This window comes from Oculatella sp. LEGE 06141 (assembly GCF_015207605.1).
GTDB lineage: Bacteria > Cyanobacteriota > Cyanobacteriia > Elainellales > Elainellaceae > Oculatella.
Window position 1 is genome coordinate 1 of sequence record NZ_JADEWO010000075.1, and the last position, 25,794, is coordinate 25,794.

At 47.9% G+C, this 25,794-nt stretch carries 22 protein-coding genes; 12 read left to right on the forward strand and 10 right to left on the reverse strand.

Annotated elements, in window-relative coordinates; genetic code table 11:
- Positions 1 to 213 precede the first annotated feature (213 nt).
- Positions 214 to 930, reverse strand: a complete 717-nt coding sequence (locus IQ268_RS28635; RefSeq protein WP_193886282.1) for a hypothetical protein — start codon at positions 928 to 930, stop codon at positions 214 to 216.
- Between the two features lie 1,056 nt (positions 931 to 1,986).
- Between IQ268_RS28635 and mobF the strand changes: the two genes are divergently transcribed.
- The 5 genes from mobF (at position 1,987) to IQ268_RS28660 (ending at position 7,603) form a co-directional block, all read left to right on the forward strand.
- Positions 1,987 to 4,182: a MobF family relaxase gene (gene mobF / locus IQ268_RS28640; protein ID WP_193886284.1), complete on the forward strand. Its 2,196-nt coding sequence runs from the start codon at positions 1,987 to 1,989 to the stop codon at positions 4,180 to 4,182.
- 298 nt (positions 4,183 to 4,480) lie between these two features.
- A complete protein-coding gene (locus tag IQ268_RS28645) occupies positions 4,481 to 4,651 on the forward strand; it encodes a hypothetical protein (RefSeq protein WP_193886286.1) in 171 nt (56 codons plus the stop codon).
- Positions 4,652 to 5,164: 513 nt separating this feature from the next.
- Positions 5,165 to 5,929: a ParA family protein gene (locus IQ268_RS28650; RefSeq protein ID WP_193886288.1), complete on the forward strand. Its 765-nt coding sequence runs from the start codon at positions 5,165 to 5,167 to the stop codon at positions 5,927 to 5,929.
- Entirely contained in the window at positions 5,922 to 6,485 is a 564-nt protein-coding gene (locus IQ268_RS28655; RefSeq protein WP_193886290.1) for a hypothetical protein, read from the forward strand. The genes IQ268_RS28650 and IQ268_RS28655 overlap by 8 nt, the downstream gene beginning before the upstream one ends.
- Before the next feature lie 68 nt (positions 6,486 to 6,553).
- On the forward strand, positions 6,554 to 7,603 hold the full coding sequence (locus tag IQ268_RS28660; RefSeq protein ID WP_339383697.1) for a PDDEXK nuclease domain-containing protein: 1,050 nt from the start codon (positions 6,554 to 6,556) through the stop codon (positions 7,601 to 7,603).
- Positions 7,604 to 7,794: 191 nt separating this feature from the next.
- Here IQ268_RS28660 and IQ268_RS28665 read toward each other — a convergent pair whose 3' ends face one another.
- The 7 genes from IQ268_RS28665 to IQ268_RS28695 all read right to left on the reverse strand — a co-directional run bounded on the left by IQ268_RS28665 (position 7,795) and on the right by IQ268_RS28695 (position 14,134).
- Positions 7,795 to 8,319: a hypothetical protein gene (locus tag IQ268_RS28665; RefSeq protein WP_193886292.1), complete on the reverse strand. Its 525-nt coding sequence runs from the start codon at positions 8,317 to 8,319 to the stop codon at positions 7,795 to 7,797.
- Positions 8,320 to 8,338: 19 nt separating this feature from the next.
- Complete coding sequence (locus IQ268_RS28670) at positions 8,339 to 11,020, reverse strand: hypothetical protein (RefSeq protein ID WP_193886295.1); 2,682 nt, start codon at positions 11,018 to 11,020, stop codon at positions 8,339 to 8,341.
- Between the two features lie 14 nt (positions 11,021 to 11,034).
- Positions 11,035 to 11,670, reverse strand: a complete 636-nt coding sequence (locus IQ268_RS28675; RefSeq protein ID WP_193886297.1) for a hypothetical protein — start codon at positions 11,668 to 11,670, stop codon at positions 11,035 to 11,037.
- 30 nt (positions 11,671 to 11,700) lie between these two features.
- Complete coding sequence (locus IQ268_RS28680) at positions 11,701 to 11,886, reverse strand: hypothetical protein (protein WP_193886300.1); 186 nt, start codon at positions 11,884 to 11,886, stop codon at positions 11,701 to 11,703.
- A 7-nt stretch (positions 11,887 to 11,893) separates the two neighbouring features.
- Positions 11,894 to 12,712: a hypothetical protein gene (locus IQ268_RS28685; protein WP_193886302.1), complete on the reverse strand. Its 819-nt coding sequence runs from the start codon at positions 12,710 to 12,712 to the stop codon at positions 11,894 to 11,896.
- 186 nt (positions 12,713 to 12,898) lie between these two features.
- Entirely contained in the window at positions 12,899 to 13,189 is a 291-nt protein-coding gene (locus IQ268_RS28690; RefSeq protein WP_193886304.1) for a hypothetical protein, read from the reverse strand.
- Positions 13,190 to 13,267: 78 nt separating this feature from the next.
- Positions 13,268 to 14,134, reverse strand: a complete 867-nt coding sequence (locus IQ268_RS28695) for a hypothetical protein (RefSeq protein ID WP_193886306.1) — start codon at positions 14,132 to 14,134, stop codon at positions 13,268 to 13,270.
- A gap of 166 nt (positions 14,135 to 14,300) precedes the next feature.
- On the opposite strand from IQ268_RS28695, the gene IQ268_RS28700 reads away from it, so the two are divergent.
- The 7 genes from IQ268_RS28700 (at position 14,301) to IQ268_RS28730 (ending at position 22,492) form a co-directional block, all read left to right on the forward strand.
- Positions 14,301 to 14,696 (forward strand): hypothetical protein, encoded by a 396-nt coding sequence (locus tag IQ268_RS28700; RefSeq protein WP_193886308.1) that lies wholly within the window; start codon positions 14,301 to 14,303, stop codon positions 14,694 to 14,696.
- On the forward strand, positions 14,683 to 15,333 hold the full coding sequence (locus tag IQ268_RS28705) for a hypothetical protein (RefSeq protein ID WP_193886310.1): 651 nt from the start codon (positions 14,683 to 14,685) through the stop codon (positions 15,331 to 15,333). The genes IQ268_RS28700 and IQ268_RS28705 overlap by 14 nt, the downstream gene beginning before the upstream one ends.
- Before the next feature lie 13 nt (positions 15,334 to 15,346).
- Positions 15,347 to 15,946 carry a Uma2 family endonuclease gene (locus tag IQ268_RS28710; protein WP_193886313.1) on the forward strand — a complete coding sequence of 200 codons (600 nt, stop codon included), beginning with the start codon at positions 15,347 to 15,349 and terminating at the stop codon, positions 15,944 to 15,946.
- Between the two features lie 35 nt (positions 15,947 to 15,981).
- Entirely contained in the window at positions 15,982 to 16,737 is a 756-nt protein-coding gene (locus IQ268_RS28715; RefSeq protein ID WP_228035813.1) for a hypothetical protein, read from the forward strand.
- A 330-nt stretch (positions 16,738 to 17,067) separates the two neighbouring features.
- Positions 17,068 to 20,574: a bifunctional DNA primase/polymerase gene (locus IQ268_RS28720; protein WP_193886317.1), complete on the forward strand. Its 3,507-nt coding sequence runs from the start codon at positions 17,068 to 17,070 to the stop codon at positions 20,572 to 20,574.
- 284 nt (positions 20,575 to 20,858) lie between these two features.
- Entirely contained in the window at positions 20,859 to 21,236 is a 378-nt protein-coding gene (locus IQ268_RS28725; protein ID WP_193886319.1) for a hypothetical protein, read from the forward strand.
- A 17-nt stretch (positions 21,237 to 21,253) separates the two neighbouring features.
- A complete protein-coding gene (locus tag IQ268_RS28730; RefSeq protein WP_193886322.1) occupies positions 21,254 to 22,492 on the forward strand; it encodes a hypothetical protein in 1,239 nt (412 codons plus the stop codon).
- Between the two features lie 85 nt (positions 22,493 to 22,577).
- Here the strand turns inward: IQ268_RS28730 and IQ268_RS28735 are convergent, their stop codons facing one another.
- Both IQ268_RS28735 and IQ268_RS28740 read right to left on the reverse strand, forming a co-directional pair.
- Positions 22,578 to 23,009, reverse strand: coding sequence for a protelomerase family protein (locus IQ268_RS28735; protein ID WP_193886324.1), 432 nt, complete (start codon positions 23,007 to 23,009; stop codon positions 22,578 to 22,580).
- Positions 23,010 to 23,338: 329 nt separating this feature from the next.
- Positions 23,339 to 25,315: a protelomerase family protein gene (locus tag IQ268_RS28740; RefSeq protein ID WP_193886326.1), complete on the reverse strand. Its 1,977-nt coding sequence runs from the start codon at positions 25,313 to 25,315 to the stop codon at positions 23,339 to 23,341.
- Positions 25,316 to 25,794 lie beyond the last annotated feature (479 nt).

Below are 25,794 nucleotides of genomic sequence, written 5' to 3' on the forward strand. Positions count from 1 at the left end.
GGCAGTCTGCCAACAGTTCATCGAGCATTTCATCAACGCGATTGGGTTCTTTCTTCTTGCGTACCATGATGCGGTCTCCTGAGTTACTGGGATTTTAGACCGCTTACACAAAATTCAGAACAGTCTCAAACAGAGTCTTTCCCGTTCCTCCTTTGCCACCCAGGATCAAAACAATGCGATTTGTCGGTTTTGATGATTCAGCGGATGCCATTTTTACTGATCCCTTTTAGGTCTAACTCGATTGAGATTGAATTCCGGCTCAACCCAAGGAGATGACTTCTGTTTGGTCTCACCCTGCACTGATGGAGAAGGTTCAGGAGTTAGGGTTGCCGACGTTGGAGGCGAACCATTCTCCAAACTGTTTTCGGAGGTCGGTTCTGAACAGTCTGAAGAAGCTTGTTTTTCTTTCTCCTGCTCCTGGCTCTCACCCATTCCTGATTGATTCTCAGATTGGTCGATCGTCAAAGAATCTAATGAGGGCAACTTTGCCGTTTCTACTGGTGGTGTGGACAAAGCAGATTCAGGCGTTCCTAAATCGGGAGTCGAGCCATTCTCTAAATTGTCTTTAGATGGGAGGTCTAAAGCGATGCTCTCTTGCTCAGACGTTTTGCAGTTGAAAGTCTGAGAATCAATCTTTTGCTCATCAGTTGCCTGTGGTTCTGCATTGCTAGGCTCAGTTCCCGGTTGACCATCTCGAACACAGCGCGTCACATATTTCTTGAGTGTGCTGGGTTTGATTTCAATCCCACACAACTTCAAATCAGATGCGACTTCTTCATACGTGTGCGTTTTCAACGCAAGCTGAATCGGTTCGAGCAATTCTGCTATCGATTGCTGCATCGTAAATCGGGTTCTTGGCTGACGGGCCAAATCATTCAGCAATTGATAGCCATGTTTAATTTGTTCGGCAGTGTATTCAACTTTCGTCATGGGAGGTGCTTGTGGTGGAGAACATTAGTGGTTTCAACCCCGCTACTAATTCATTTGTAGATCAGCAGGATTGATGCAAAGAGTGCAAAGAGTTTGGTTCTAGCTACGGTGCCACACTCAATTCTTTAAGTGGGTCTTCGATCGACTTGATGGGAGGTTTTTCACGCTCTTGGGAGCTTTCTGCGCTTTAGCTTCGTCTTGCCTCGCTTACATTCCTGCACATGGTATTTGAATGCATGAACAATGTCATCGCACCCATTGTTTTGCAAAAACAATGCCACATCCTTATATATGTGCAATTTCAACGCCAACAGAATGGAGTCAAGTGACTGGCCGATCGCTTGCCCAATGATGAATTTAGTTTTTGACTGACGGGTTAATTCAATCAATGAGTTATGGATCGCTTCAAGTTGATCAAGCGTGTAGATTTTTGGCATGGAAATCAATAAGGGATAAGAAACAAATTGGTGGTTTCACCCCCACCTGTTAGATATATCGACTGGCGAGCCCATTTTTATGCAAAAAGTTGATTTTTTTATTTTTAGCTGTCGTATCGTGCCCAATCTCAAATCTGAACCGAATTGGCTCTTGATCTGCCGTGCCGACTGAACTTGAGGCATCTCTTGCGACAGCTTGACGTTCAATTCCCAGATTGAGCTTGATATCCTGCTTCACGATCGCCCTATAGTGCCAACCAATTTCAACTAGCGCTATTCCTCACTACCGTTCTATGATTCGTTCCTGGCTACCGTGCTACGTCCGATTCCTAAATCATTCCTAGAACTCGAATGAGTGCTATTCGCATTAGAATTCCTGTTAGATATTGATTTATATCCAGTTACATCGTCTCCAAGTAATTCCTGTTTTTTCTCCTATATTGTCACCCTACAATCCACTCCCTGAAAGCGTCTCGGCTTTTAGATCTTTCACACACTACGCTATCTTTTCAGGTTAAAATGTTATAAAGTCGCTGTATTCGTTCAACATCAATGCTTTTAAGGATTTTATAGCGTCATATCGATTGTTACCCACCAACCCACACCGGGGATACTGCCGATGATGACAATAAAGAATCTTTCTGCATCCCAAGCAGAAAGTTACTACGAGAAGGATGATTACTACACCAGCACTGAATCCAGTGCCAATACAAACTTGCCAATTAGAGATAGTCAATGGTTTGGTACTGGAGCGATCGCCTTGGGGTTGCAAGGTGAAGTTGATTCATCTGACTTCAAGCAGCTCCTACACGGGTACAGTCCAGAGGGTCAACGGCTACACGCCAAGCGAATCAATCCTAGAACGCATCGAGCCGGAACAGACTATACCTTGAGTGCGCCTAAAAGTGTCTCGATCGCTGCACTCATCCAGGGCGATCGCCGGGTTGTTGCTGCTCATAACCAGGCTGTTGGAATAACACTGAGTATTCTTGAGCAACGCTTTTCGAGAACCAGAATCAGCAACAATGGCACCCAGGTTCATGTTCATACTGGGAATATCATTGCTGCCACCTTTCGCCATCACACCAACCGAGAACAAGAACCACAACTCCATACCCACTGTGTTGTGATGAATGCAACGCAGCGGTCAGGGCGATGGCAAAGCATGAGTAACGAAGCCGTTTTCATTCACCAGAAGTTGCTAGGACAGATTTATCAGAACGAATTAGCTTATCAACTTCAACAAGTCGGTTACGAAATCACGCCCTTGGCGAACGGTCAGTTTGAACTGGCTGGATACAGCCAAGAGGTAAGGGACAGTTATTCAACTCGAAGAAAGGAGATCAAAGCCTATTTAGCAAATGTAGAGGAAACGCTGAATAGAACTCCTTCTGCCCATCAACGGGAACAAGCTGCCCTCCGCACTCGCAGGAATAAAGCAAAGGCGATCGCTCGTGATGTTCTACAACAAAACTGGCTGAACATGCTTGACACTCACAATCTGGCATTGCCCCCGATACCTGAACCCGAAGTCAATCCCAAACTTCAACCGAATCAACTCAGGGCGATCGCCCTGATTGATGAAGCCATTCGTCATCTAAGTGAACCAAACGAAGAACTAGACAAGGCGACAAACGAAGAACCAGTTGAAGAACTAAACGAAGAACCAGTTGAAGAACCAGACAGGGCGACAAACGAAGAACTAAACGAAGAACCAGACAAGGCGACAAGCCAGGAACTGAAGCGCAGACACATTGAACGATTCATGTTGGAACACCATTTGGGACAGTACCCATTCCACATATTGCAAGCTGCCATTCAATCCAATCGAGAACTGATACCACTGCCGTCTGACCCAGAAACGTACATCACTCAATCGGCTCTCCAACGAGAACCAGCGTTGCAGCAATTACTCGAACCTGTTCAAGTACCAGAATTGCCAGAATTGCCAGAATTGCCAGAACCGAATAACAATCTCAACCAGAACGCTACTTCATCCACTCAACTCTATTGGATTACCCCTCATGCCAAGACCTCGCAAAGCATCGAAATCACCATCCGTCGCGATCGCCTGCGAGCAAAGCGTCTTAGAATTAGCCTTGACCCAAACCTTGGCTCACGTATTGGAGAACGGGTTGCTCAGAAGCTTAGAGCCGCTCTTAACTCAACTCGATCAACTCAACGATCGCCTGGAGAAACTGGAACAACACTCCCAAGTTTTGCCAACTCAGATCAATCCGCTCAACCACCGTTTTGTGGAATCAACCTTGACCCAAACCTTGGCTCACGTATTGGAGAACGGGTTGCACAAAAGCTTAGAGCCGCTCTTAACTCAGCTCGACCAGATCAACGATCGCCTGGAGAGATTGGAACAGCACTCCCAAGTTTTGCCGTCTCATCTCCACCCACCCAGGCACCACAACCCGATGAACAACCAGACCTATTGAGCAAAGAGCAGCAGGATTATGTGAACCGTATTCTTCCAGTTATTCGGACGATTTGGGAACGGGTCAAAACGAGCAGACCCTCCCTGAGCCAGATCACATTCGAGAACTATAGAATCCAGGTTTCAGATAGTGACCAACCGGAGCTTTATCGCTACCAGCAACAAGCCACCAGTTCTACTGAAGACAAAATACTGGAATGGACTGCTGTGGGGTATCGCGGATATGGACTAACGCAGAAAGACTGTGAGGCGATCGAGCGGTTAGTTCAACAATTACAAGCACGCAGACACCATCAGCAGATGCTTGCAAACCAACAGGCACAAGCCAAAATCAAGCGGAAGCGGAACCAATCCCAGATGGAACGATAAATCACTCCAATTGTTCTAGAGCACAATCGTTTCTTATCTGCATCCCCTGAATTGTTTTTTTCACCTGTGGCCTGTGTGATTTCTCTACAGGAATACTGATCCCGAGAACTTAGAGATATAGGAGATCGATAGCGATCTTCGAGTAGAGAAGAAACGAGGGGTATTCCAAAATTCCATTATGGTTGCACCGGGGCGACATCAAAGGAGCAATTCAGATCCCTAGATTGACGTGTAGGTGCAGATCTAGCACTACCAGATGTGGATGCCGTTGAGCGTTGGTTTCAGCAGTTAGATAGTCTTGTCCATTCGAGCAACCGCTCAAGTATTGACAGTAGACGACAGCCCAACCTTCCTTCACCATTTACAAATTGATGGATTGCTTATTGCGGTAGACCTCAGCAACAGTGCGACCGTACCGATCGACATCCACTGTTCTCAGGTCAACGCCAATCCTCTAGGCAGGAGTTGAGCCGTGCAGCGGCATTACTCCCACTCAATTGGGAGGATTCTGGGGCATCCGTGCAGACGAGCCGAACAGTAACGCTCTGCCCTCCGGCCTGCACTCGAAGTATCACCGTCGCCAGTGAAGACGACAGTCGCAGCAATGGGGTTAGCCGCTGGATTGCTCACTGTGCAAGGGCGGACTGTGGATTCGATAGGCAACTACCTAAGCTGATGGCGATCGTGCTGATGGCGAAGACGATTGGTAGGTTGCGGTTCAGCATTGGTTTGACGTGTTCCCAGTTATTAAATGAGGGACAAACACAAAGAAACTCCCAACAGAAGTTAGCTAATCGGCGGGGAGCGTCGGGAGAGCACGGGGCTTCCCGCCGATTAGCTAAAAGCGGGTTTTCAATTTTCAATAATCTTGATTCAATTTTATTTATTCTGTATTGCATACTCTTTTTTCTTGTCTCAATACTATTGACTCTTGAATCAAGATTATTTAGAGTTGAAAGCGATTCGTGAGGAGACAAAAACTGTGGCTCACAAACTCGCCATCTTCAATATGAAAGGCGGCGTGGGTAAATCAACCAGTGCCTACAACCTCAGCACCGGACTCGTGCGGTTTCATCAAAAGCGAGTCTTGCTAGTCGATATCGATCCCCAAGGTCATGCCAGCGCCGCGCTCGGCATTCCCATTTGGCAAATTGAAAAGCAGCTTAAGGATGTCTTGCAACGCCAGGTCAAAATCAAAGATGTAATTCTCCCTACTGCGAGCGGTGTTGATGTCGCTCCCTCCAACATCCTGCTGGCCGAAGAAGAAATCCCCATCTCAGGGCTTCCCGGTCGAGAGCTGCTGCTAAGAAAAGCAATTGGAGCGATCGCAAACCAATACGACTATGTACTGATCGACTGCCCCCCTAACATCGGCGTGTTCTCGGTCAATGCCCTTATGGCATCCGACGCTGTTCTGATTCCCGTAGACATGAGCTATTTGGGATTGCTCGGCATCAACGGCATTGAACGGGCACTCTCCCTAGTGCGAGAACAACTCGACCATCCGATTGACATCACTGGAGTTTTAGCAACCCGCTTCGACGCCCGCAATAACCTCAGCAAAGAAGTCCTCAAATCGCTCCAAGACCACTTCGGCTCCAAAGTCTTCCAAACTCTCATCCCTGAAACCGTCAAACTCAGAGAAGCCCCCAGTTTCAGCCTATCTATCTTTGAGCACGAGCCACGCGGGGCTGGATCAAAAGCCTATCAAGACTTAGTAGATGAGATCATCGCGATCTATGAGTAAAGCAAAACCTCGCTCTGCCTTAGGCACCAACCCCCTGTCTCAAGGCATTTTTAGCAAAACAGTTTCGCCCGAAACCCCTGCAACCGATGATTTCAAGAATCAAGAATCAAGTAATCAAACCTTACAGGATCAAGAATCAAGTTTATTGAAAATTGAATCAATAGAGGAGAGTCAAGCCACTCCTGAGCCTATCAAACTTGCACCAGGCCATGATAGTCCCATATCCTCTTCCAGCAAAAAATCAAGAAAGCAGAATCAAGAAAAAATAATCAATAAAAAAGAATCTGTAATCAAGCAATCAGAACCAAGCTTCTTGAATGAAGCATTGGTAGAGCGAGTCAATCTGCGCCTCTCAGTTGAAATGAATGATTGGCTCGATAGCCTCCTCAAACAGGGCAAACGTACCCACGGACGCAAAATTCCAAAAGAAACCTGGGTGCAGGCAGCCTTAGAGATCTTTCGCGCCCTACCTATAGATTGGCAGGCGATCGACTCTGAAGAGAGCTTGCGAGCTGCCTTACTTGAGGTTGAATCAAGACTCAAGACTCAAGATTAAATATAAAAGTATCAAGAAAAAAGTATCAAGAATCAATAAAAAATAATCTTTAGTCTGTAAACTTTATTGTGACTGACTTCTTGTCCTCCCCCATTCCCTTCAACTACGACCGATTCCTCACCGACCTCAAGGAGCAAATTCGATCGGCACAGGTTCGAGCATCGATCGCCATTAATCGTGAGCTGATCTTGCTTTACTGGCAGATCGGGCAGACGATTCTGGAGCGGCAACGTGATTCAGGCTGGGGAACTAAAGTCATTGACCAACTGGCAAAAGACCTCACCAAAGCCTTTCCAGAGATGAAAGGGCTCTCGTCTCGCAATCTCAAATACATGCGCACCTTCGCGGAGGCATACCCCAATAACGAATTAGTGCAACGCAGCGTTGCACAATTGCCCTGGCGGCACAACATTGCCCTTCTCGAAAAGCTCAAAGACCCCGACGAGCGACTCTGGTACGCCCAGCAGGCGATCGAGAATGGCTGGAGTCGAGACGTCCTGGTGCTACAAATCGAGACAAACTTGCGCGATCGCGTCGGTAATGCCGTTACTAACTTCCAGCGGCTGCTTCCTAAAGCTGAATCGGATTTAGTCCAGAGCCTACTCAAAGACCCCTATCATCTGGATTTTCTGACTTTGGGCAGAGACGCTCAAGAGCGAGAGCTAGAAAATGCGCTTGTCTTCCACATCCGCGACTTCTTACTAGAGCTTGGCATGGGGTTTGCCTTCCTCGGCAACCAGTACCCGCTCGAAGTCGATAACAAAGAATACAGGCTCGATCTACTTTTCTATCACGTCAAGCTCCACTGTTACGTTGTCATTGACCTAAAGATGGGCGAGTTTCAGCCAGAGTTCAGCGGCAAAATGAACTTCTACGTTGCCGCCGTAGATGACATCCTGCGGGCACCCAGCGACAATCGCACGATCGGCATCATCCTCTGCCGTAGCAAAAGCAAAACAACCGTGGAATATGCCCTTCAAGAAATGGGCAAACCGATCGGCGTTTCGACCTTTCAACTCAGCGAAACTCTTCCTGGTGCTCTAAGAGATAGCCTCCCATCTACAGAACAGTTAGAAATGCAAATTGAGGCAATTGCCTCCGAACTAGAGGATAAATAAGGATGTGTTTGAAAGACGAGCTGCTGAGGTTAGTACCCCATAGAGGCCGTGCTGGAGATGGCGTTGGCTGGGTTTCTTGATAGCGAATGCTTGAACTTCTCGGACTGCAAACCTCGATATTGAAGCGGTGAATTTCTCAAGCTCTCAATGGATGAAGTCCCAGACTAATAAAGCAAAATATCCATAGTGTTCTAGTCACCTTCAACAAAGCAAGATGCAATCCAGCCTAACTGGTTTGGCTGAGTGTTATTGATCGCTCCGGCTTCAAACACCGGAGAAAGGGAAGGGGCGATCGCCTCATGCCAGTTCACTGCATCGCTATAGGCGGTGCGTCCCGTCAGATAGACCACTTCACCTGATACCACTGCTCCTAAAATGGCAGCGGAGTGGAGGCTGGGATAGGTGCGGAAGTTAGCATTGCCAGGTTGACCTGCACAGGTCGTGATTCTGTGAACCTGGTATTGGCTGTCATCTGGGACAGCCGCTTGAACTGGAGTCGGAGAGGACAGCATGGGGGACGGAGTAACAGCAGCAGGTGCCTGTAATGGCAGAGTAGCCATAGACGGTGGGGTTGGCCAGATTGAACGCGTCTGAACGGAAGGAGCTTGAATAGATGGATGTACACCCCCTTCAGCTCTCGTCTTTGATAACGCAGTCGTGCTTCCAATCATCAGGGCGATCGCTCCACCTGCGGCAATAATTTGAGAGCGGTTCATGGCTATTTCCTGAATTTAATTACTCGGCTGAATTGATTGACGATTGCGCTGCAAGAACACTCTCAGACGTGGATTTACCACAGGTGTCGCAGACGTAATATCGGCTACCTCTAGAAGATTTGACTTTGCTGAGGATGCCCGTTTCACACTTTGGGCAGCGTCCCCCTCGGAAGGGGTCTGCTGGCAGCGTTGCTGCAACGGCAGAATCAGGGTTTGAGCTATCACCCATCGTCATTGCTGCACCGCCTGCTGCCAGAACTGCATCTGCTTCTATCCGTACACTGCCGTAGGCTTCTACGTCAAAATCGACACTATCAAGATTGGGAAGCAGAAATAATTTGGGTGAAATTGGATCAGCAACTAAAGCAAGGCGTAACCGTTTTGCCTCATCACCAATCGCTTCATTCTCTTTCTCAATGGCTGACCGAATGGCATCAACATTGGCAAGCATTGACTTCAATCGATCTTCACCGTAATAGTCAGAGCCATACTCATTAGCCCATGCTTTAATCTTGGCGGCTTCTAGAATAATCTCAACTGATTTTTTGCGATCGTCATTCGTCCAACCCTTGAGGACTCTGGTATTCACCGATTGCCCTGCAAAAATCCAGCCTGTGTTTCCGTGACCGCCATCGTTAAAAATTGAGCGCATCTTACTGGCAGAACCTTCAGCAGAGAAGTCCAGCGTGTTGTCTGCCTCGTCAATCACCCAAAGCTGGAAGAACTGATCAACCAGTTGGCTCATCGCCGGGTCACGCCGCCTCTGGTAGTCCTGGTAGATGCTGCCGATCGCCTTTTTACACTGCTCGTCATTTCGAGCAAACAGGAAGGGTTCGAGCGGGTAGCGTCCCTTGTCTTTCTGGGAGAAATCAGCATTGGGGTAGGACACCCCAACCAGCAGTTTGGGCATTTTCATTCCATTAGGAACGTTGCCCTTTCGCCCACCCGTTTTGAGGAAGTGACTCACCATTACCGCCATCAGTGGGGTTTTTCCTCTGCCCTTGTCGCCAATAATCCGATAGCTAATTGGGTTGCAACTGAGATATTTCAGGAAGTCTTCAGCCGTACCAACCGTTTTCAGCACAGCAGCCGTATCGACTGGGGGCTTCTGTGACAGTTGCACCCAAACCGACATCAACCCCGTTTCTGAGTCATATTTGAACTCTGGCTTATTAAGGCAGCGGGTCACTTGAGGAAGTTTGTCAGCGTGTTCATTCAAGTCAGCAGGCAAAATCAGCCGGGGGTTGCGATCGGTGTGAAACTGAAGGGTGGCTTCATGCTTGCGGTAGTCGCTGCCAGCGCGATCGAGCAGAATCCCGTGCATCCAGAAGTATTTAATGATCTGGTTGCCCATCCGTAAGTCTTCACGGGTGGCTGGATTAAAGTTATGGGGCTGGCGTAGGGTTTCGATCTGCTCCTTCAGTTTGGCAATCTCGCGGGTCGCTAGATCGATTTGATTGAGGAGCTTTTGAACGTACTGATCGGTGTCGCCGTTAAGCTCAATTTCTAGGGCTTCTGCCTGCTCAACCACACTTTGAAAGGCTTCATCCTTTTTGACTCGGAACTCGCTCAGAATCGCCTCATGCTGGCTTCTGAGGATGAAATTCTGTTGGAACTGGTTCAATTCCAGTCTGAGCCGATCTGCTTCTGTCTGGTGGTTGGCAATCTCGCTGTAGAAAATCAGCTTATCGCCCGTGTTAAGCGTATTGCGATACTTAACCTTTAGGGCTGAAAGTTCCTCAAACTCCTGCTGTAGAAGACTGAAAGCCTCTTTAAGAAAGGACTGAGGATCGCTGAAGTGGGAAAGGTTGGCAATGTGATTCAGATGATCACCAGCAACGTGCTTGACCTCACCCGCGAGGCGTTGCAACTGGGGAACAATATCGGTTTGAGAAGCACTTTCCTTTGCCCCCTTCAGCAGCCGATCGCGGTACTCACCAGGGCGTTGACGGGCACTACTTTCAATCGCCGACAGCAGGCGATCGCGGTATTCCATGACTGCCTCAGACATGGACTGTTTGACGCTTATGGCCAGGGATTCAAAAGCGTGATGAAATTGTTGACGCTCCTGCTGTTGAGTAGACACTAGAGCATCAAACCGCGTTTGGAGCGCATTCATATGACGGCGAGACTCCTCAACGTCCGACAGGGCAGCAGTCAGGGCGGTTTGAGCCTCAGTTAGCTGTCGCTGTAGGGCTTTGCCCCGTTGCCGTTCCTGTTCTCCCTGCTCATTGAGGGAGTCAATTTGCGCCTCAAGGCGATCGATACTGGCTTGCAGGAGGTCAGTGTAATGATGGGCTTCAGTTGCTTCCTGTTGGGCAGTAGCGAGGGCTGTTTGAGTCTGGAGTAATCGGAGGTTGAGGGCTTCAAACTCCTGGTATTTTTGCCCCCAGAAGGCTTTCCATTCCTCAACTTTGTTGGTCAGCTCCGTGACGTGAGACTCGGACAGTTGCAGGGCGTGACCGTGCCGGGAGAGTTCTTTATCGAGAACATTAGCAGCGATTTCAGCATAGAGGCTGGCGATCGCCGTGTTTGCCCCCAATGTACCCACACCCGCCATTAATGCCGCCAGAGACAGGTTTTTGGTGACCTGGGTTTCGCTGAAGCAGCCGAACAGCCCCAACACGGCGATCGCGCCAGCGGCAAGATCGGCAATCAGTCTTGGCTGTTTCAACTGTTGGAGCAGTTCGGTTCGTTCCATGTCAGGCGTCCTCCTTAAACGGCACTGGCCAGTTGACGAACATCCGCATCCAGTTTTGCGTTGGCTTCAAAAACCGATTGCTTCAAATCAGCAATTCGGCTTTGTTTCAAGCCTCGTTTTTGCTCCCACTCCTCACGGATTAAAGGGGTGAGTTCAACCATGCCATCCAAGATCGCCTGCTCCTGGTAGAGACGTTCTTGCGCTTGCCCCCACTTGACGTGAGCCGTTTCCAAGTTGGTGCGAGCCGTCTGGTAGCCCGTGAATTTCGTGTGATTATTCACTTGGGCGGTGCCGTGGTCAATCACGGTGCCCACCAGCTTCTGGAACGCAACTCCGGTGCTGACGGCATCCTGATTGAGCGCGATATTGCTCTGAGCCAGTCTTAGGGTTTGCCGCTTCTCCTCGATCGAAGCGCAAGCGGCATCCGCATCAACTTTCGATGTGCGAGGCAGAGGGGAAGAGTCGCTAAATAAATCAGTGGCAAAATGGGCGTTTGGGTCGAATTCGGGATACTGCAACCCATGCTCCACGTCTCCTAAGTTGAAATGGGCAGACAGACTGCTACTGCTGTTGCGGCGCTGAGAACTGGAACGACCAGACGTATCGTCCTCAGAACGGCGTGAACGGGATTTGCGAGAGGTATCAGCCATTGAACAGTCTCCTTATTGTGAAGGGTTGGGCTAATCGAAAATCTTGGAGGCGTTTGCAACCAGGGACACTAGCGAATAGGCGATCGCCAAGGCCGCAATTTCTAGAACGCGATCGGCTTGCCCATAGGCCAGGGCTAAGCGGAGTCCACAGTAAGCCGCGACTAGCGCAATTAGAAACCACATGGCATAAGCCACATTGCGGCGGGTGTAGTACATGCTGGGTTTACCTCCAGGTGCTTTGAGTGCTGTAGCTCGGAGTCGAGTCGGGGGCGGGACGGACAGCGCTGGCAATCAGCAACCAACTCCCCACCCCCATCAGTGCGATCAGTCCGGCAGCTACCAGCGAGAAGGCAAAAGCGTCTTGCTGTTCCAGCCAGGAGTTCCATTGATCCCAGAGGTTAACCGTCAGATGAATCTCAGGAGATTGCGAGTGTTCAGCGGCCAAGCGTTGCGCTTGAAAAATGTGCTCACTGGCAACCCGTTGCGCCTCAAAAATTAGGGCAGCAGTCTCTTGTGGACTCAGAGAGCCAGGAGGAACCACACCAGCCGACATGGGAGTGTGGGAGGCGATCGCCTGCTCCATCACCCGCGAGATATCGGGTTGGAGGTACTGTGCCACTGCGTAGGCCGGATCGGCGGGGGTAAGCGATTGAGCAGGTGAACCGTTCGGTTCAAAAGCCGTGGTGGTGGCGGGTTCAGTGTATATCTCGGTGGGGATTGTCGGAGATGAATAGAGGGGGGCTGATTGGCTTTTGACGATCGCACCCGCCTGACAGTGTTGAATTAGGGCTTGCTTAAAGGCTTGCGCCTGCGGGGTATTGATCAGATCGGCTAGCTTCAGTAGACCCGAAAGGGAGTAGTAGACCCGAACGATATGGTCTGCCCCTTTAAGTTTGAACCAGTGTTGGTTTTCAACTAATCGGGGGCGGTGCTTGAGTAAGTGGTATTCCTTCTGCACGCCGAACGCGCCCATTGCCAAACTATGGGGGAAGAGGTAGCCGACATGGCGATCTGGAACAAGGTGCTGTAGATATTGCTGCATGATTAAAGCCTGAATTGGTAAAGGGTTGAGGTGGCGATCTGTGGGAGGTGGGCGATCGCCGGAGTACTTCAGGTAAGTTGCTGAGTTAGGTACGCCTCAATGGCTCGTGTGAAGAGGGAATCAATGGATTCGTTAGGGTAAAGATCCAGCAAGGCTTGCAGGCGACGAAACAAGGGTTCTGGCAATTCAATTTCGGTGGCGATCATGGGTTTGTCCTTTTGGGTAGTCCCACTTTGTAGAGCATCGGAAACCCGACAGAGTGAGTTTTACAGTGTTGACAGCAGTTAGAACAATTTTTAGGGCTAGAGCAACCTGTGCCTGTTGATAGCGAGTGAAAGCTAAATCGTTTGACTGAAGGGCGATTTGGAAGTCCATCGCAGTGAGATGACAAGCCGTTTGAGCGCGTTGAATTTGATTCACCAGTCGATTGAGTTCAAAATTCGCGGTCGCCAATTCGGCGAGTTTGCTGCTGTTCATGGAGTTGAAAATGGTCAGGAGTCTGTAAGCAAGAAGGAACAATTAGCCCGATCAGCAATAAACCGATCGCCAAAACAATTAGGCTGATGGCGGTTGACCGCTTTCGGCTTGCGACTTTCCCGGCACAGGAAGAGAGCCAGCTTCAGCCGCTTGGATTGTGGCTTTGAATGCCGATTGCTTGAGTTGTAGGGCGGTATATCCCAACTGCACTCCCTTCAACTGGAACTCTTGCAGAAGCAACTGATCGCTGAGGCTGGTCGCTTCCTGGTACTGAGCATTCAGGGCTTGAGCCTGTTGGTATTGCTCCTGCATCTGGGCGATCGCCGCTTGCTGGAGAGATTCAAACTCCTGCATCCGTTGTTGAATCTGAGTCAGATAAGCGGTGTCATCACCGGGTGAAACAATGCCGGGAATCGCAGGCAGGGCAAGGGATGAACCTGTATGCAGAACCATTCCACCGGGGCGATCGCCACCGCCTGTTGCAGAAGGTTCAGTTTGCTGAGAAGCGTGAGATTGCTGGGATGCTTGAAAAGCTGTAACCAGTTCGGCGTTCTCTTCCCAGACTTGAGCTTTCCATGCTTTGAAAGGCAATCCAGACGTGCGGTAACGTCCCATCAAGTGAATTGCCATTGGAGTATAGCGATCGTCAGCCAGTTTCAAGTCAGATTCAGGGAACCAGGGGCAAGCTTCCTTTATTTTTTGAAACCATTCCTGAACAGATTTTCGAGAGACACCGTAATATTCTGCGATCGCCTTAGTGAACTGTGGCTCAGCAGGTTCCCAGATCGGCGGATGCAAGTTCGTACCACCTTCGCGGGGGGTGGGTGCAACTTCGCTGAGAACTTTGCTCAGAGGCTTAGAGGGAGGTGGCAGTAGGGGTTCGTGCTGCATGGCAGATGACTCCACAGATAGCTCAAAGGCTGACGTAGCTTGAGTTTCAAACATGATTCGCAGTCTCCTATGTTGACTTTGCAGGTGTAGTCAAAAGGTGGGTGGGAACTGGCTCTCACTTCCTACGAATCAAGTTAGCACATTTATCACCATTTATCACCACAACTTACACTTATCACCATATAGAATGGATTTAGCCCCAAGCGGTTAAACTTGGAGCATGACGAAGCAAGACCGCCTGAACATTGACCTCAAGGGATTGAGGGAGCGAATTGAAAACTTCAGAGATGACCCCGCATGGAAAGCTTTATCAATGTCAAAGAAGATTCGCCTACTAATTGAGATGAGCCTCAACGACCACGAGGTTCAGAGTTCGGCTACATCATCAGATGGTGAAGCGCCGAAGTCGTTACAGCAGTTAGTTTTGCGAAACTGGGCAGTCTTAGCAGAAAATTCAGGGGTTGACTTGGAACGATTGAAACTTTTGAGAGACGGGCAGGGAGAGCCTTCTGAAGTAGAGGTTTTGAGAATAGCTCTTGCATTAACGCTGTCTGAGTCGTTTGTCTCTAGCCTGCCACTTAAAAATGGAGGGAAGCAGACGAATGGAATTACATGATTACTTGCCCTCCGGGTGGGTCTTAAAAACCACCCATCATGGATTAATGTTGATGGCTCCTGATTGTGAGCAAGGTAAAGACTTTGTAACTGGGGCTGCTCGTTATTTAAATGAAACCGCCCAAAACATTCGGGGGGTGATTGAAATTTGTGCTGCTACAGGCGATCGACTTGCCAGCATTACACCGAGTGAATTAATCAAAGGAAAGGGCGAAATTGATTCTGACTCATCAGATGATCAAACACTGCGGAAAATGCAGTTAGAAGATGCTCGACTGATGGAGCGCATTCTTACCAGCCAAGAACCAATGGCAATGGTAGGGCTGACTGACCACATTCAAGTGTTGATTAATCAGCCAATGGCAACCAGGTTAGGAACAACTTGCAAGGCTGCACGAGGGCGTAATCTTAGACCGCTCCACAATCACGGGTGGTTGCCTGAACTCCTTAAAACATTGCAGCAACAGGAGCAGGTTAGAGTACGATACCAGGCTTGGTTAAACGCTCAAGACGAAGTTTATGGAGAGTTAACAACACTTTTTGAGGTTGGAACATTTCAAGGAGAGCCTGTGAGAATTGCTACCAACCTCGACTTAAATATTATTCAGCCTCCTACGGTAGAAGTGCTGAAGGTATAGGAGAAAGATTGCCATGACTCAAGCAAAATCACGATTTAGGACTTTTGAAGAGTATGCGGCACTAGACCCATCTGAACTGCCGGAGGGCAATTATGAACTGGTGGATGGGGTAATCGTTGAAATGGGTGCTGAGAATGACCAGAACCTAGAAATAGTAAGCTTTCTATTCTCTGTGTTTCTGCAATTTGTTCCTTACAATCTATTACGCAGAGGTACTGAGATTGCTGTACCAAGCCGCTTAGTGACTTCCAGATTCCCTGATTTAACAGTATTGGCGGAAGAAACTCGTGCTGCCATGAAACGAGATCGGCGATCGCTCATCGAATCAAATATGCCTGCTCCAAGGCTTATCGTTGAAGTGGTTTCACCAGGAGAGCCGGGAAGTGACAACTACGACCGCGACTACATCGAAAAGCCCAAAGAATACGCTCAGCGCGGCATTTCTGAGTTCTGGCTGATTGACCCAGCGAGATCGGTTGTCTGGGTGCTGAAACTGGAGGGCAGCAGCTACAAAGCAGCAGAGTTCCGAGGAAGCGATCGGATTGAGTCTGAGCAGTTCCAGCAGTTAAACTTGACGGCTCAGGAGATTCTTGCAGCCGGGGAGGTGGTGTAACAATGCGGGTTCCAAGTCCCAGCACTAACGCCACAATGGAAGAACATTCTTTCGCGAGTACTGTGGCAGAAACCTTAGACTCCAATCCGCTCCTCCTTCGCAACTGGGAGGCGATCGAGCAACTAAAAGAGGAGAACAAACAGATTGGAATGGGCTGGGTAGTCGCGGCTACAGGACTGTTCGGCGTGATGACTGCTCCTTTGGCTCCGGTGTATTTGTTGTCTGCAAGTGCGGCTGCATTTCCCGTAATGCAGTGGACACAATGGCGAGCCGCGAAGGTTTTTCGGTTGTTGCAGACTGGAAAATTGCTTTTAGAGAAGTTTGAGGCGCAAGGGGTAGAAATCTACTTTCGCATTCCGGTTGAAGAGGCGAATCCGATCGATCTGTTCGTGCGGTTTCCCAAGAAGACGCATCTATTTATTGCACTGCGATCGAAGGGCAATACAAAGATCATCTACAACGAAGCAATTGAAGAAATTTCAGTTAAGAAGAAAAAAGGTCGAGCTAGCCGGTGGGAGCCTAATCCGCTCGTTGAGCTATCCGATCAGGAGCGGTGGTTGACGAAGAATCGAGACTTGTTTGGAATGACATCAAGAGAAGCGTCTAAGACTCCCACCGCAAAAGTTTTAGTAGTATGCTCACCGACTAAGATCGATGAACATCGAGAAGAGCTTTACTCTGAAGTTGGCACGTTCAAGACGCTCGCCCTCAGAAGAAAAGGAACCGCATTTGTAATTCAAGAGGAGGAACTGCTTGACTTTGTAGCGGCTTGGTTAGCCAAATACGAATAGGTCTAAAACTGCAAAAACCCTCGTCCCGATGGGAGAAGGGCTTAAGCAAAAAGCCTGTAGGAACAAGGCTTTAGGGTATTCAAAATTTTCTTAGCCGAAGGTTTTGACCGCTACCCACGATCTTGGAAGGTTGTTAGCCATCCAACTTCTAGTTTAGCTTACGTTACAACGATGAATCACCACAATAGCACTGAACTTTATACTTAGTAGGACTTTCGGCGTTTTTTTGTGATTTAGTTATTTCTGTAGGCTAAGGCTAACAATCTGAATTCGTGGCAGCGGAAGCCCAGTTCCTTGCAAACGTTACAGAGCAAGCAAGGACTCTAACTCATGGCATCCGCACAGACAGTTTCAACTTCAGCAATCTCGCTCACTCACATTCAGAACTCAGAGGTTCGGGCGGTTGCTGAATTTCTCACCAAATTGGGGCTACCAGCCCTACCCGTTGCCCCTTTTCAAGACCCCTATCGGTATCACAAAGAAGTGAAGGGCGACCAAAAAAAGGTATGGGCACACTGCCCACTATCAAAGGATTTCAAGCCAGAACCACTTTTTACAGGTAAAAATCCGAGCTTTTTACACCCCAACGGCAAACCCCAACTGGTGCGCCATCAGGATTACCAGAATCGCTTACCGAACCAGAAAGAGCTTCAGTCTTGGTGGAAGAACCCATCTACATCTAACGGTATTGGGACACTGGGCGGATGGGGCGGCTACATCTGGATTGACTTTGACCTCAAGCAATTCGAGTCTCAGGAAGAATGCGATCGCGCCTTCTACGGGCTTTTGGCCACTCATCCCCGTCTACGAGACTCTTGGTGGGAGCAAACCCATAGTGGAGGGTGGAGGCTTGCTGTAAAGCCCCAAAAACAACCAGACTTCACGAACTTTGCCCTAGAGCCAGGTGGAAAACATCGCGGTGAGGCATTAGGCAAAGGACGTTTCACGGTACTAGCTCCCACAATTGGGGCATCTGGCAACCCCTACCGCTGCTGCAATCGGGCTGTACCCGTTGAAATCGATTCCCTCGAATCGATTGGCATCTACCCCCTTGCCAAGCAGCAGGAGAAAGAGCGCGTCTCTAAACCGCAACGACCCATACCAGCCAGGGCAATCGCGCTAGAGCAGTTGGGCAATCGAACAGCGTTAGCCGTCCTTCAAGGCGACAACTGCAAAGGAGATCGGTCTGCAAGTATCGCTACAGCTTATAAGGAGTGGGCAGGCTGGGAACGCTGGGCATCTGGCAGCGGCATCCCCCTCAACTCCACAGCAGGAGAACTGGCTCACCAGGCGGGTGAGGCGTTGGGAGTTGACAGCGATCGCGTCGATCGGATCATCAAGAAAATTGACCCTGCCCAATGCCAACCAGCCGCGCTGCATTGCGGGGGTGAGGAGGATTGCTGGAAGCGAATCAGAAAGATCGATCGGGAAACGTTTGAAGCCGTTGCGCCTCAATCCATCCGGGAATCGTTGGAAGCTCTCTATAACAAGAAAGGGTTTGGTGGCGATCCCCCTTCCAATCGAGGGAACGGCGGCAATGGCGGCAACGGTGGGAATGGTGACGACGGTGGCAATGGTGAGAACGGTCGCAACATTCCTGACGACAATCCAGACGCACCCTTCAAAGAAATCTGTGAAGACTTCAAGCTACCTTTCGAGCATTGTGTGACTCGTCAGCAGTTTGATGGGTCAGCTTACCGCGCTGTGTTTGGTGGGGAGCAAGGGGATTGGACAGTAATCAACTCTGCTTTCTACCGCTGGTCAGGCAGACATTGGGAGTGCAAAACGGATGCACACATTCACAAAATCCTTAGCGACTACGGGCAAAAAGCTTTCAAGGTCAGTTTTGACCGGGATGGAAACCCTTACATCACACGCCCCTACGAGAACAACAAGCACAAGGAATCTGCATTCAAATATTGCCGCTCTCGGCTTGAGCGTGAAATCTTGACAACCAACGCTCACCTACTCGGCTTTAGCGATTGTGTAGTTGACCTTCGGACAGGTCAGACGATGGCTCACGATAAAGAATTCCTTCTGACCAACATCATTCCCCACGAGTACCAGCCTAATAGCGAGTGCCCTGAAGTCTTCCGTAACTTCATTGCTGAGTCGTTCGGAGAGGATATGTTAGAGCCGATCCGGGCATTCACCTCAATGATGCTCGATCCTACCGCTCCTTATGGGCGGTTCCCTCACCTGATTGGTAAATCTGGAGGGGGCAAGGGAACGCTGGGACGATTCTGGAGCAGCTTGTTCGGCATTGAGGGAGCAGGTTCAGCGTCAAACTTCTCTGATTTGTCTACACCAGAAGGGAGGCATCAATACCTCACAGGCAAGCGGATTTTCGCTTTCCCAGATGTAGGGGGCTATTCACAGGGGCTTAGAGCCTTCTATGAACTGATAGACAATGGCTCCATGACTGGACGTGCTTTGTTTAGTCCTGTTGCCTACTCAAAGCTTTGGAACTGCCGTTTCTGGGTTGCCTCAGTTGACCATCTCCAGGTAGAAAACGCCGGGGATGGGTGGGCACGTCGCGCCTATTTAATTCCAGTCAAAGAACGGACAGTAGCACCCGATCCCGACCTCAGAAACAAGCTGGAAGCGGCAAAAGCTCAGGTTATCAGTTGGGCGTTGGCAATGCCGCGAGCCGAACGTGATGCAATTTTGCTGTCTCCACCCGCAAGCGATCGCGTCAAGTCGTTGACCATTGATGCGGCACTGTACGGCGATTCTACACGGTCGTTTGTTGATTTGTGCCTACGTCCAAGCTCTGATTTGAATGCCACTGTCAGCCACAGCCAACTCCACACCTTGTACGTTGCCTATTGCCAACAGCACGGGTACACGCCATTAGGTCAGAGCAAGTTTATTGCTCACTTGCGAACAGTGCTGCCAAGAAACTACGCCGATCGCGGCTGGACTCCAATGGTAAACGGAGTGAGATCTCGGATTCCCGCGCATTGGAAATTCCTTGCTCCGTTGCCCAATGTCTTTGTGTCAAGCGGGGGTGGCAGTTTCGAGTTTCCAGATAACCCACAGTGGGTGTGCATCAAATCCCGTTGTGTTGAGGGTGGGATTGAGGAGTTTGAGGATTATTGGAGTCCCAAAACGCTAGAACCCTTGCACAGCGAGGGTGTCCACCCTGTCCACTCTGGGAAATCTGATTCTTCTGAGGTGGACAGCCTGAAACCCTTACATAGTGCGGGTGTCCACCCTGGATCAAGTGTCCACACCCTAAGTTCTGCTTCAAATTTGGAGATAGAAACTCTGCAGTTTTTAACTATCCCAATTGAAGAAGCTGTCTTAGATCTTCAAACTCCAGGTGAACAGCCTGGACAGGGTGGACAGCCTGATACAGAGCAGGTTTCAGAGATTTTAGAAAGAGTGCCCAGTCTGGACAGCCTGGACAGGAGAGACGAAAGTGACGAGCTATCCCCAGAACGACTAGAGAAGGCAATTGCTGCACTTGCAGTAGTCAATTCCCTGGAAGCGTTTAAGTCGTTCTACAACCGCTATCAGAAATGCCCTGTAGTACACCAAGATCAGATTGTGGCGGTAGCCCCTCCAGAGTTGAAGGTACGCTTTTACGACTGGTTGGACAAGCTTGAGTTGTCCTCAATGCCATCCTCTATCGTTGTTGAACCGACTCAAGAACCTGTAAAGCCTGCGGGAAAAAAGTGGGTTGTTGCTCGTTTGTCGAAGGAAGGAACTGAAACGACTGTAGAAGTGAAAAGTGAAAATTTTGACAGCCTTTCCGTTTACGTGCCTGGTACTGGAAGGAGAACGATTCCCCTTTCGGATGTCATTCGAGTGTCGGATTACACGGGTGATTGACGAGCGATCTCAAGAATTCTAGGTGTAGCGTCTTACCGTCTTCTCCGGTGCGAATCGAAGCCTTACCTATGGGTAAGGTTATAGGGAATGCTTGTTTTAATCAGCCTTCAATGAAGCGGTAGAGCCAGTCTGTTTCAGTGCAATTGCATAGTTGTTGAAGTTCAGTATTATAAGGGATGAACGTGCTGAATATGCTCCAACTTCCCATGCAATTGCTGAATGGTTTCGCCATATCAGTACATGTTGAGTAGAATAATTAAGCAAAAAGAGCCACCAGTTTTAACATGAAAAAAACTGATACTGTTGTTCAGTTATTGAAAGAGTGCTTTCCCAGAGAATGCAATATTGTAGGGTCAACGAATGTTCGAGATATTGCAGAAGGAAAAATAAAATATGTCTCACCAGAAGGTGCGTCTAAAGTTGACACTAATCAAGTTTTACAATTTCTTGCTTTGCTTGCCATTCTTCTAAATAACACACTCAGTATTTATATCATCCTTAAAAAAGAACGAGGTGAAAAACCTCAGCCAGATATTTTGAGGATAGAAATAGTTAAGCGAGGATTAAAGCCACCCAATATTGATGAAAATTTTCTCAATCAGTTGTGTGAAGCAGTGTGTAAAAAGTTGGAAGACACCACAATTGAAGACGAAGAAAATTAAATAATTCAAGAGATACTATGCAGCTAAGCCATCGTTGGAACCAATTAAAACGTAAAGTGTTAGTTGAGCTTTATTATCTCTTTTTCAGAATATGGATTTATCCAATTTTTGTTTTTCAGCTTGTTGTGCTATTAAAGTTTCCTTCATGGATAAGCTTAGGAATGGTAATAGCTGGATTTTCAGCAGGTGTTTTAATAACCAATATTTCTACTGTCTTAAGTTCTGTTTTTGTCTACTCAATGCTCTTAGATAATTTCCTCAAAAAGTTTGATGACTGCGATTATTTTGAATATAAAATGATTGATTATTTAAGTACAAATAGCCTTCTAGAAATTGAAAAAACTCGCCCCGAAAAAATAGCTATTAATTTTATTAATAGAATTTTCAAAAGTAAAATTCAGGTGAATCTTGAAGATTTTATTAGTATTTATGTTGTCAAAGTTGGTACTACTGGCGTCTGTCCGTCATGTTTTTGTACCTACACAGCTCCATTTGGTCAATCACATATCTTCATTCGAGATACACCAGACGAAATTACAGATTTTGGCAAATTTGTAGTTCATCATGAGGTAGGGCATAGTCTGATTTATAGCTCGCTTTCCAAATTAAGATTACAAGTTGGAAATAAAACACTGTTTCTCCTTTTTATTTGGAGTTTGTGGAACGTATCCTGGTCTATTCAATCTATCTTTGTTCTTCTAGCTCTATTATCTGCAGTTGTTTTACTAAGTAAAGAGTGGCATTTACGCAACGCTAATCTACATTTAGAAGATGAGATTTGGGCAGATAACTTTGCAGTCTTAGCCCTTTCCCAAGACGAAAGAATCAGACTTCTTGATGTATTTTCCTCGCCTTATATTGACTCTCTTTTATATGATGATAAGTTAAGTCATCAGCAGAATAAAGAGCGAATAGAGCGATTAGTACAAAATCTTACTCAGTCTGCTAATCAAAATACTCAAAGCATTGATCATCTTCAAAATAGCTCTCATGCTTATATACCAATGGAAGTTTTTACTGTTGGAATCCTTGTTATTACTTTAGCGACTTTTGGTCAAGAACCAACAGCACAAATACTAATCCAGCTTAGTCTTTTTCTTCTATTACCTCTGTTAGTTCTTCTTGTTATTCTAATATTAATTCATGCTTGTATCATACTAGCTATATCACATAAGCTAACAATCAACGTTCTAGTAACTGAACGCTTTTCTGAAGATTCACAGGTAGAACCGTCAGACTCAGACGTACAAAATTAGTAGCTTTAATTAAGTCTTTCTACCTTATTGTTTCAACTGACATTCGCTTCAGTAGCAAAAAGAATAATTGGCAAAAAAGTTTAAATTAGTTGCAAAAATTGCAACAGATTTGCTCAAAAGCAAAATGAGTTAAGAAAAATTTTTCATACTTGAGAAAGTCCAATGCTCGATGGTCGTGGGCTTCTCCAGATTCCCCGGTGTTGCGTTTGGTGTAGGTGTATTGGCGGCTAGTTAATTCGGTCATAGGCAGTTTTCCTTCTGCCTCTGCTGCCTTGATTGCTTTGCGATATTGCGGAAGGGTGAGCTTGCCAATTGTGGCTTTTGGGTAGCCTTCTTCTAGAAGGGCAATTTCAGCCTCACATAGAGCCTTGATCTCCTCTTGGGTAGTCGTTTGCTGCAACTGCTCAATAAACGTTTCAATGAGGCGATGTAATTCTTCCTGAGTTAGTTTTGTGCGTTCCCCAGTTGCAATGCGATCGCGGTAGCGAGTAATGATGTCTTCTCGAAGGTCTTTCATGGTGTGTCGATAGGTAGGGGTGAATTGAAGCCCCCACCGAAGATGTCGCGTCCCGCGATAACTGACCGTGATCCGCCGCTATTTGACCGGGAGCGATCGAGCATGAAATGCTTACTAGGAGGGAATTTGCGTTATGTAACCCGCCTCTTTTGGGTCGTCCCGCGCTAATCGACCGCAGATTGAGGGAGTAAAATTCCGCGCTATTTGACCGCGTTTTTGTGCATTCGCTCCGATTGAAGGGGAATGAATCGAGATATTGACTGTGATTAAGAATCCGACCTGAATTAAATTGCTCCTTCAGTTGAATCTGAGGCGTATAAACGCTGTAGCTACAGCACTAGATCCTCAGTAATGGGTTTATCATGACGGCTGTTATGACGTTGCCCCAAGCCATGATTGTCATGATGATTGTCGATCGCCTCCTTGCGTTGTTTCATGGCGGCCTGAACGCGCCCTTGAGACATGGAATAGCCACTACCCCGAATGAGTTCGAGGATGATTGGAACTGAGATAAACCACTTGTGATTAAACTCCCTTGCTGGGAGATCATTCCAGTTCATGATAAGGTCGATCGCCTCCCCAATCATGCCAAAAGCTTGCTCCTCATCCTTCATCCGCTTTTGTGTTGAGGTAGAGGCCACAGTCGTTTTGGTCTGGTGTGTCGGTTGCGATGTTGGAGCATTTCCAGATGGAGAAGCGATCGAGCTAGCCTGAACCTCAGTAGCAGCAGTGCCCCCTAACATCTGCTTAATTTGCTGAAACTGCGATACCTCCGACTGTAGCCGTTGATTTTCAGCCCTCAACGCCTCCAGTTCCCCCTGGTCTTGAGACTGGTTCTGCAATTGCTGAAGTTCAGCTTGCACCTGGTCACGCTCAGCGATCAATGAACGATTCTCCTCCCTTAACCGTTCAACCTCTGTTGTGAACCACTGGAAGGTCGAGCCAAAGGATTCAATCGATGTTGCGATCGTCGGCGTTTTATCATCCTGGAGAAATTCAATGACTGCCTGTAATACCTCAGCATGAGAGCCATCAACATTCAACTTGTGAGCCGCTAGATCGTGTAATTGATGCATTAACTCAGCAGGCACATAAGAGCGAGACTTGTACGAACTGGGCTGAGATTCAGCTTGAGAGGTTGTCATTGGTTCAATCTCCTGTAATTCTTCAGTTGCGGGTGGTTCTGGTGATTCTGGCTCAAGTTCGACAGTAGTAGGCAACGCGCCAAACCGCTCAAGTAAGATGCCCTTCTCATTAAGTTGCTGTCCCTGTGCCCCAACCAATCGGTAGTGAAAGTAATGCTCAGTTGCACCAGCATTCTTGCGGTTGGCTAACTCACGTTCACCAATGATGTGCCCTAGATGGGCCTGCACGAAGCGATGGGTTGCCTGATTGGGTGGACAGAAGTAATGCACCGCAATTTCGGCATAAATGCCCCGTAGGTTGTGAGCCGAAACGCTCTTTTCCCCTATCAGAACTGGAACAACCTCTGTGTCTTCAAATTCGCGCTTGATGTGGTGCCTAACTGAAGTATTGAGTCGTGAATTAATTTCATCAGGAGATAGGTCGGCAAGTTCCTGAATTCTAGGATGCGATCGAAACTTATCAAGTGCAGCGATAACCTTATCACTTTCAATCAGAGTAGCGATAAGGAAAGTTTGCGCCTCATCTAGAGATTGAATGCCCTTTTTGAGTTGTCCTCGAAACGCGATCGCGTAAGGGTGAGAAGTGGGCTTGAACTCTCCCTTAGCCACAATCTCAGAGAACCTTCTCCCTGTGACCGCTATAAGCCCCACAGCCCACTCATAAGGGGTTTCTCCTTGAAGTAGGTCGTTTGCCTTAGCAATGAACCTGTTAGCCCGGATTGGCTGTAAATCGTCCTGCTTCTGATTGTTGGCGGCAGTGGTTTTCTCCTTGAGCGTCTTATGAACTTGATTGGGATAAAGCAGATGTTTGAGACCCCAATGTGGATAAAACTTGCCGAACTGATTCGGCTCCAGGTCTTGCTTAGGGAGTCTGCCCTCTTCCACTGCCAGAGAAATCGCTTTACGCCATTCAGGAAGGTATTGATTAGCAATACTAGCGGTTGGATAGCCTTCTTCTAAGAGGTCAATTTCAGCCCTACAGAGCGCGATCGCCTCTTCTTCTGTCTTACACCGTGCAAGCCTATCAACGAAGTGCAATGCTAATTCTGAGCGTTCCTGCTTGCTCAATTTAGTACGTTCCCCTAGAGCAATGCGATCGCGGAAGCGGTCGATCAATTCCTTGCGGGATGTGTCGTGGGAGTAAGAGAGCGGAGTAAACATAAAGCTTTAATCCTTATCGCTATCCTTAGCATAGCTATCTATATTAAACCTTGTCAAATGCGATCGTCTTTCAATAAAGCTTAGAACTACTGCTATACAAAGCTTTGTGATTCATCAACGAATGATAAGGATATTAAAACAAGAGGCGATCGATAAGGATTAGGATGGATTTGAGTATCTTATCAATTAAAGGCAGCTTTCGATAAGGATAAGGTATGTGATCTTATGGGTGATAAGGTTGAACTCAGCAGGACAAACAGGCGCAAGCCTGAAACGATTACAGGGCAGCAGTTTTGGGGGTTGAGCTTTTATAGGGGTGGCGATCGTCTTTTATATTCCTTATCGTTTACTGCCTTATGAAGGGTGTTATCCTTGTCGCCGCAGGCGATCGATAAGTATATTAAATAGGAAGAGGTGATAAGTTATTTGTATCGGTTGACAAGAATAGCTTTTTGGTTAACCAAAAAGCTATTCTTGTC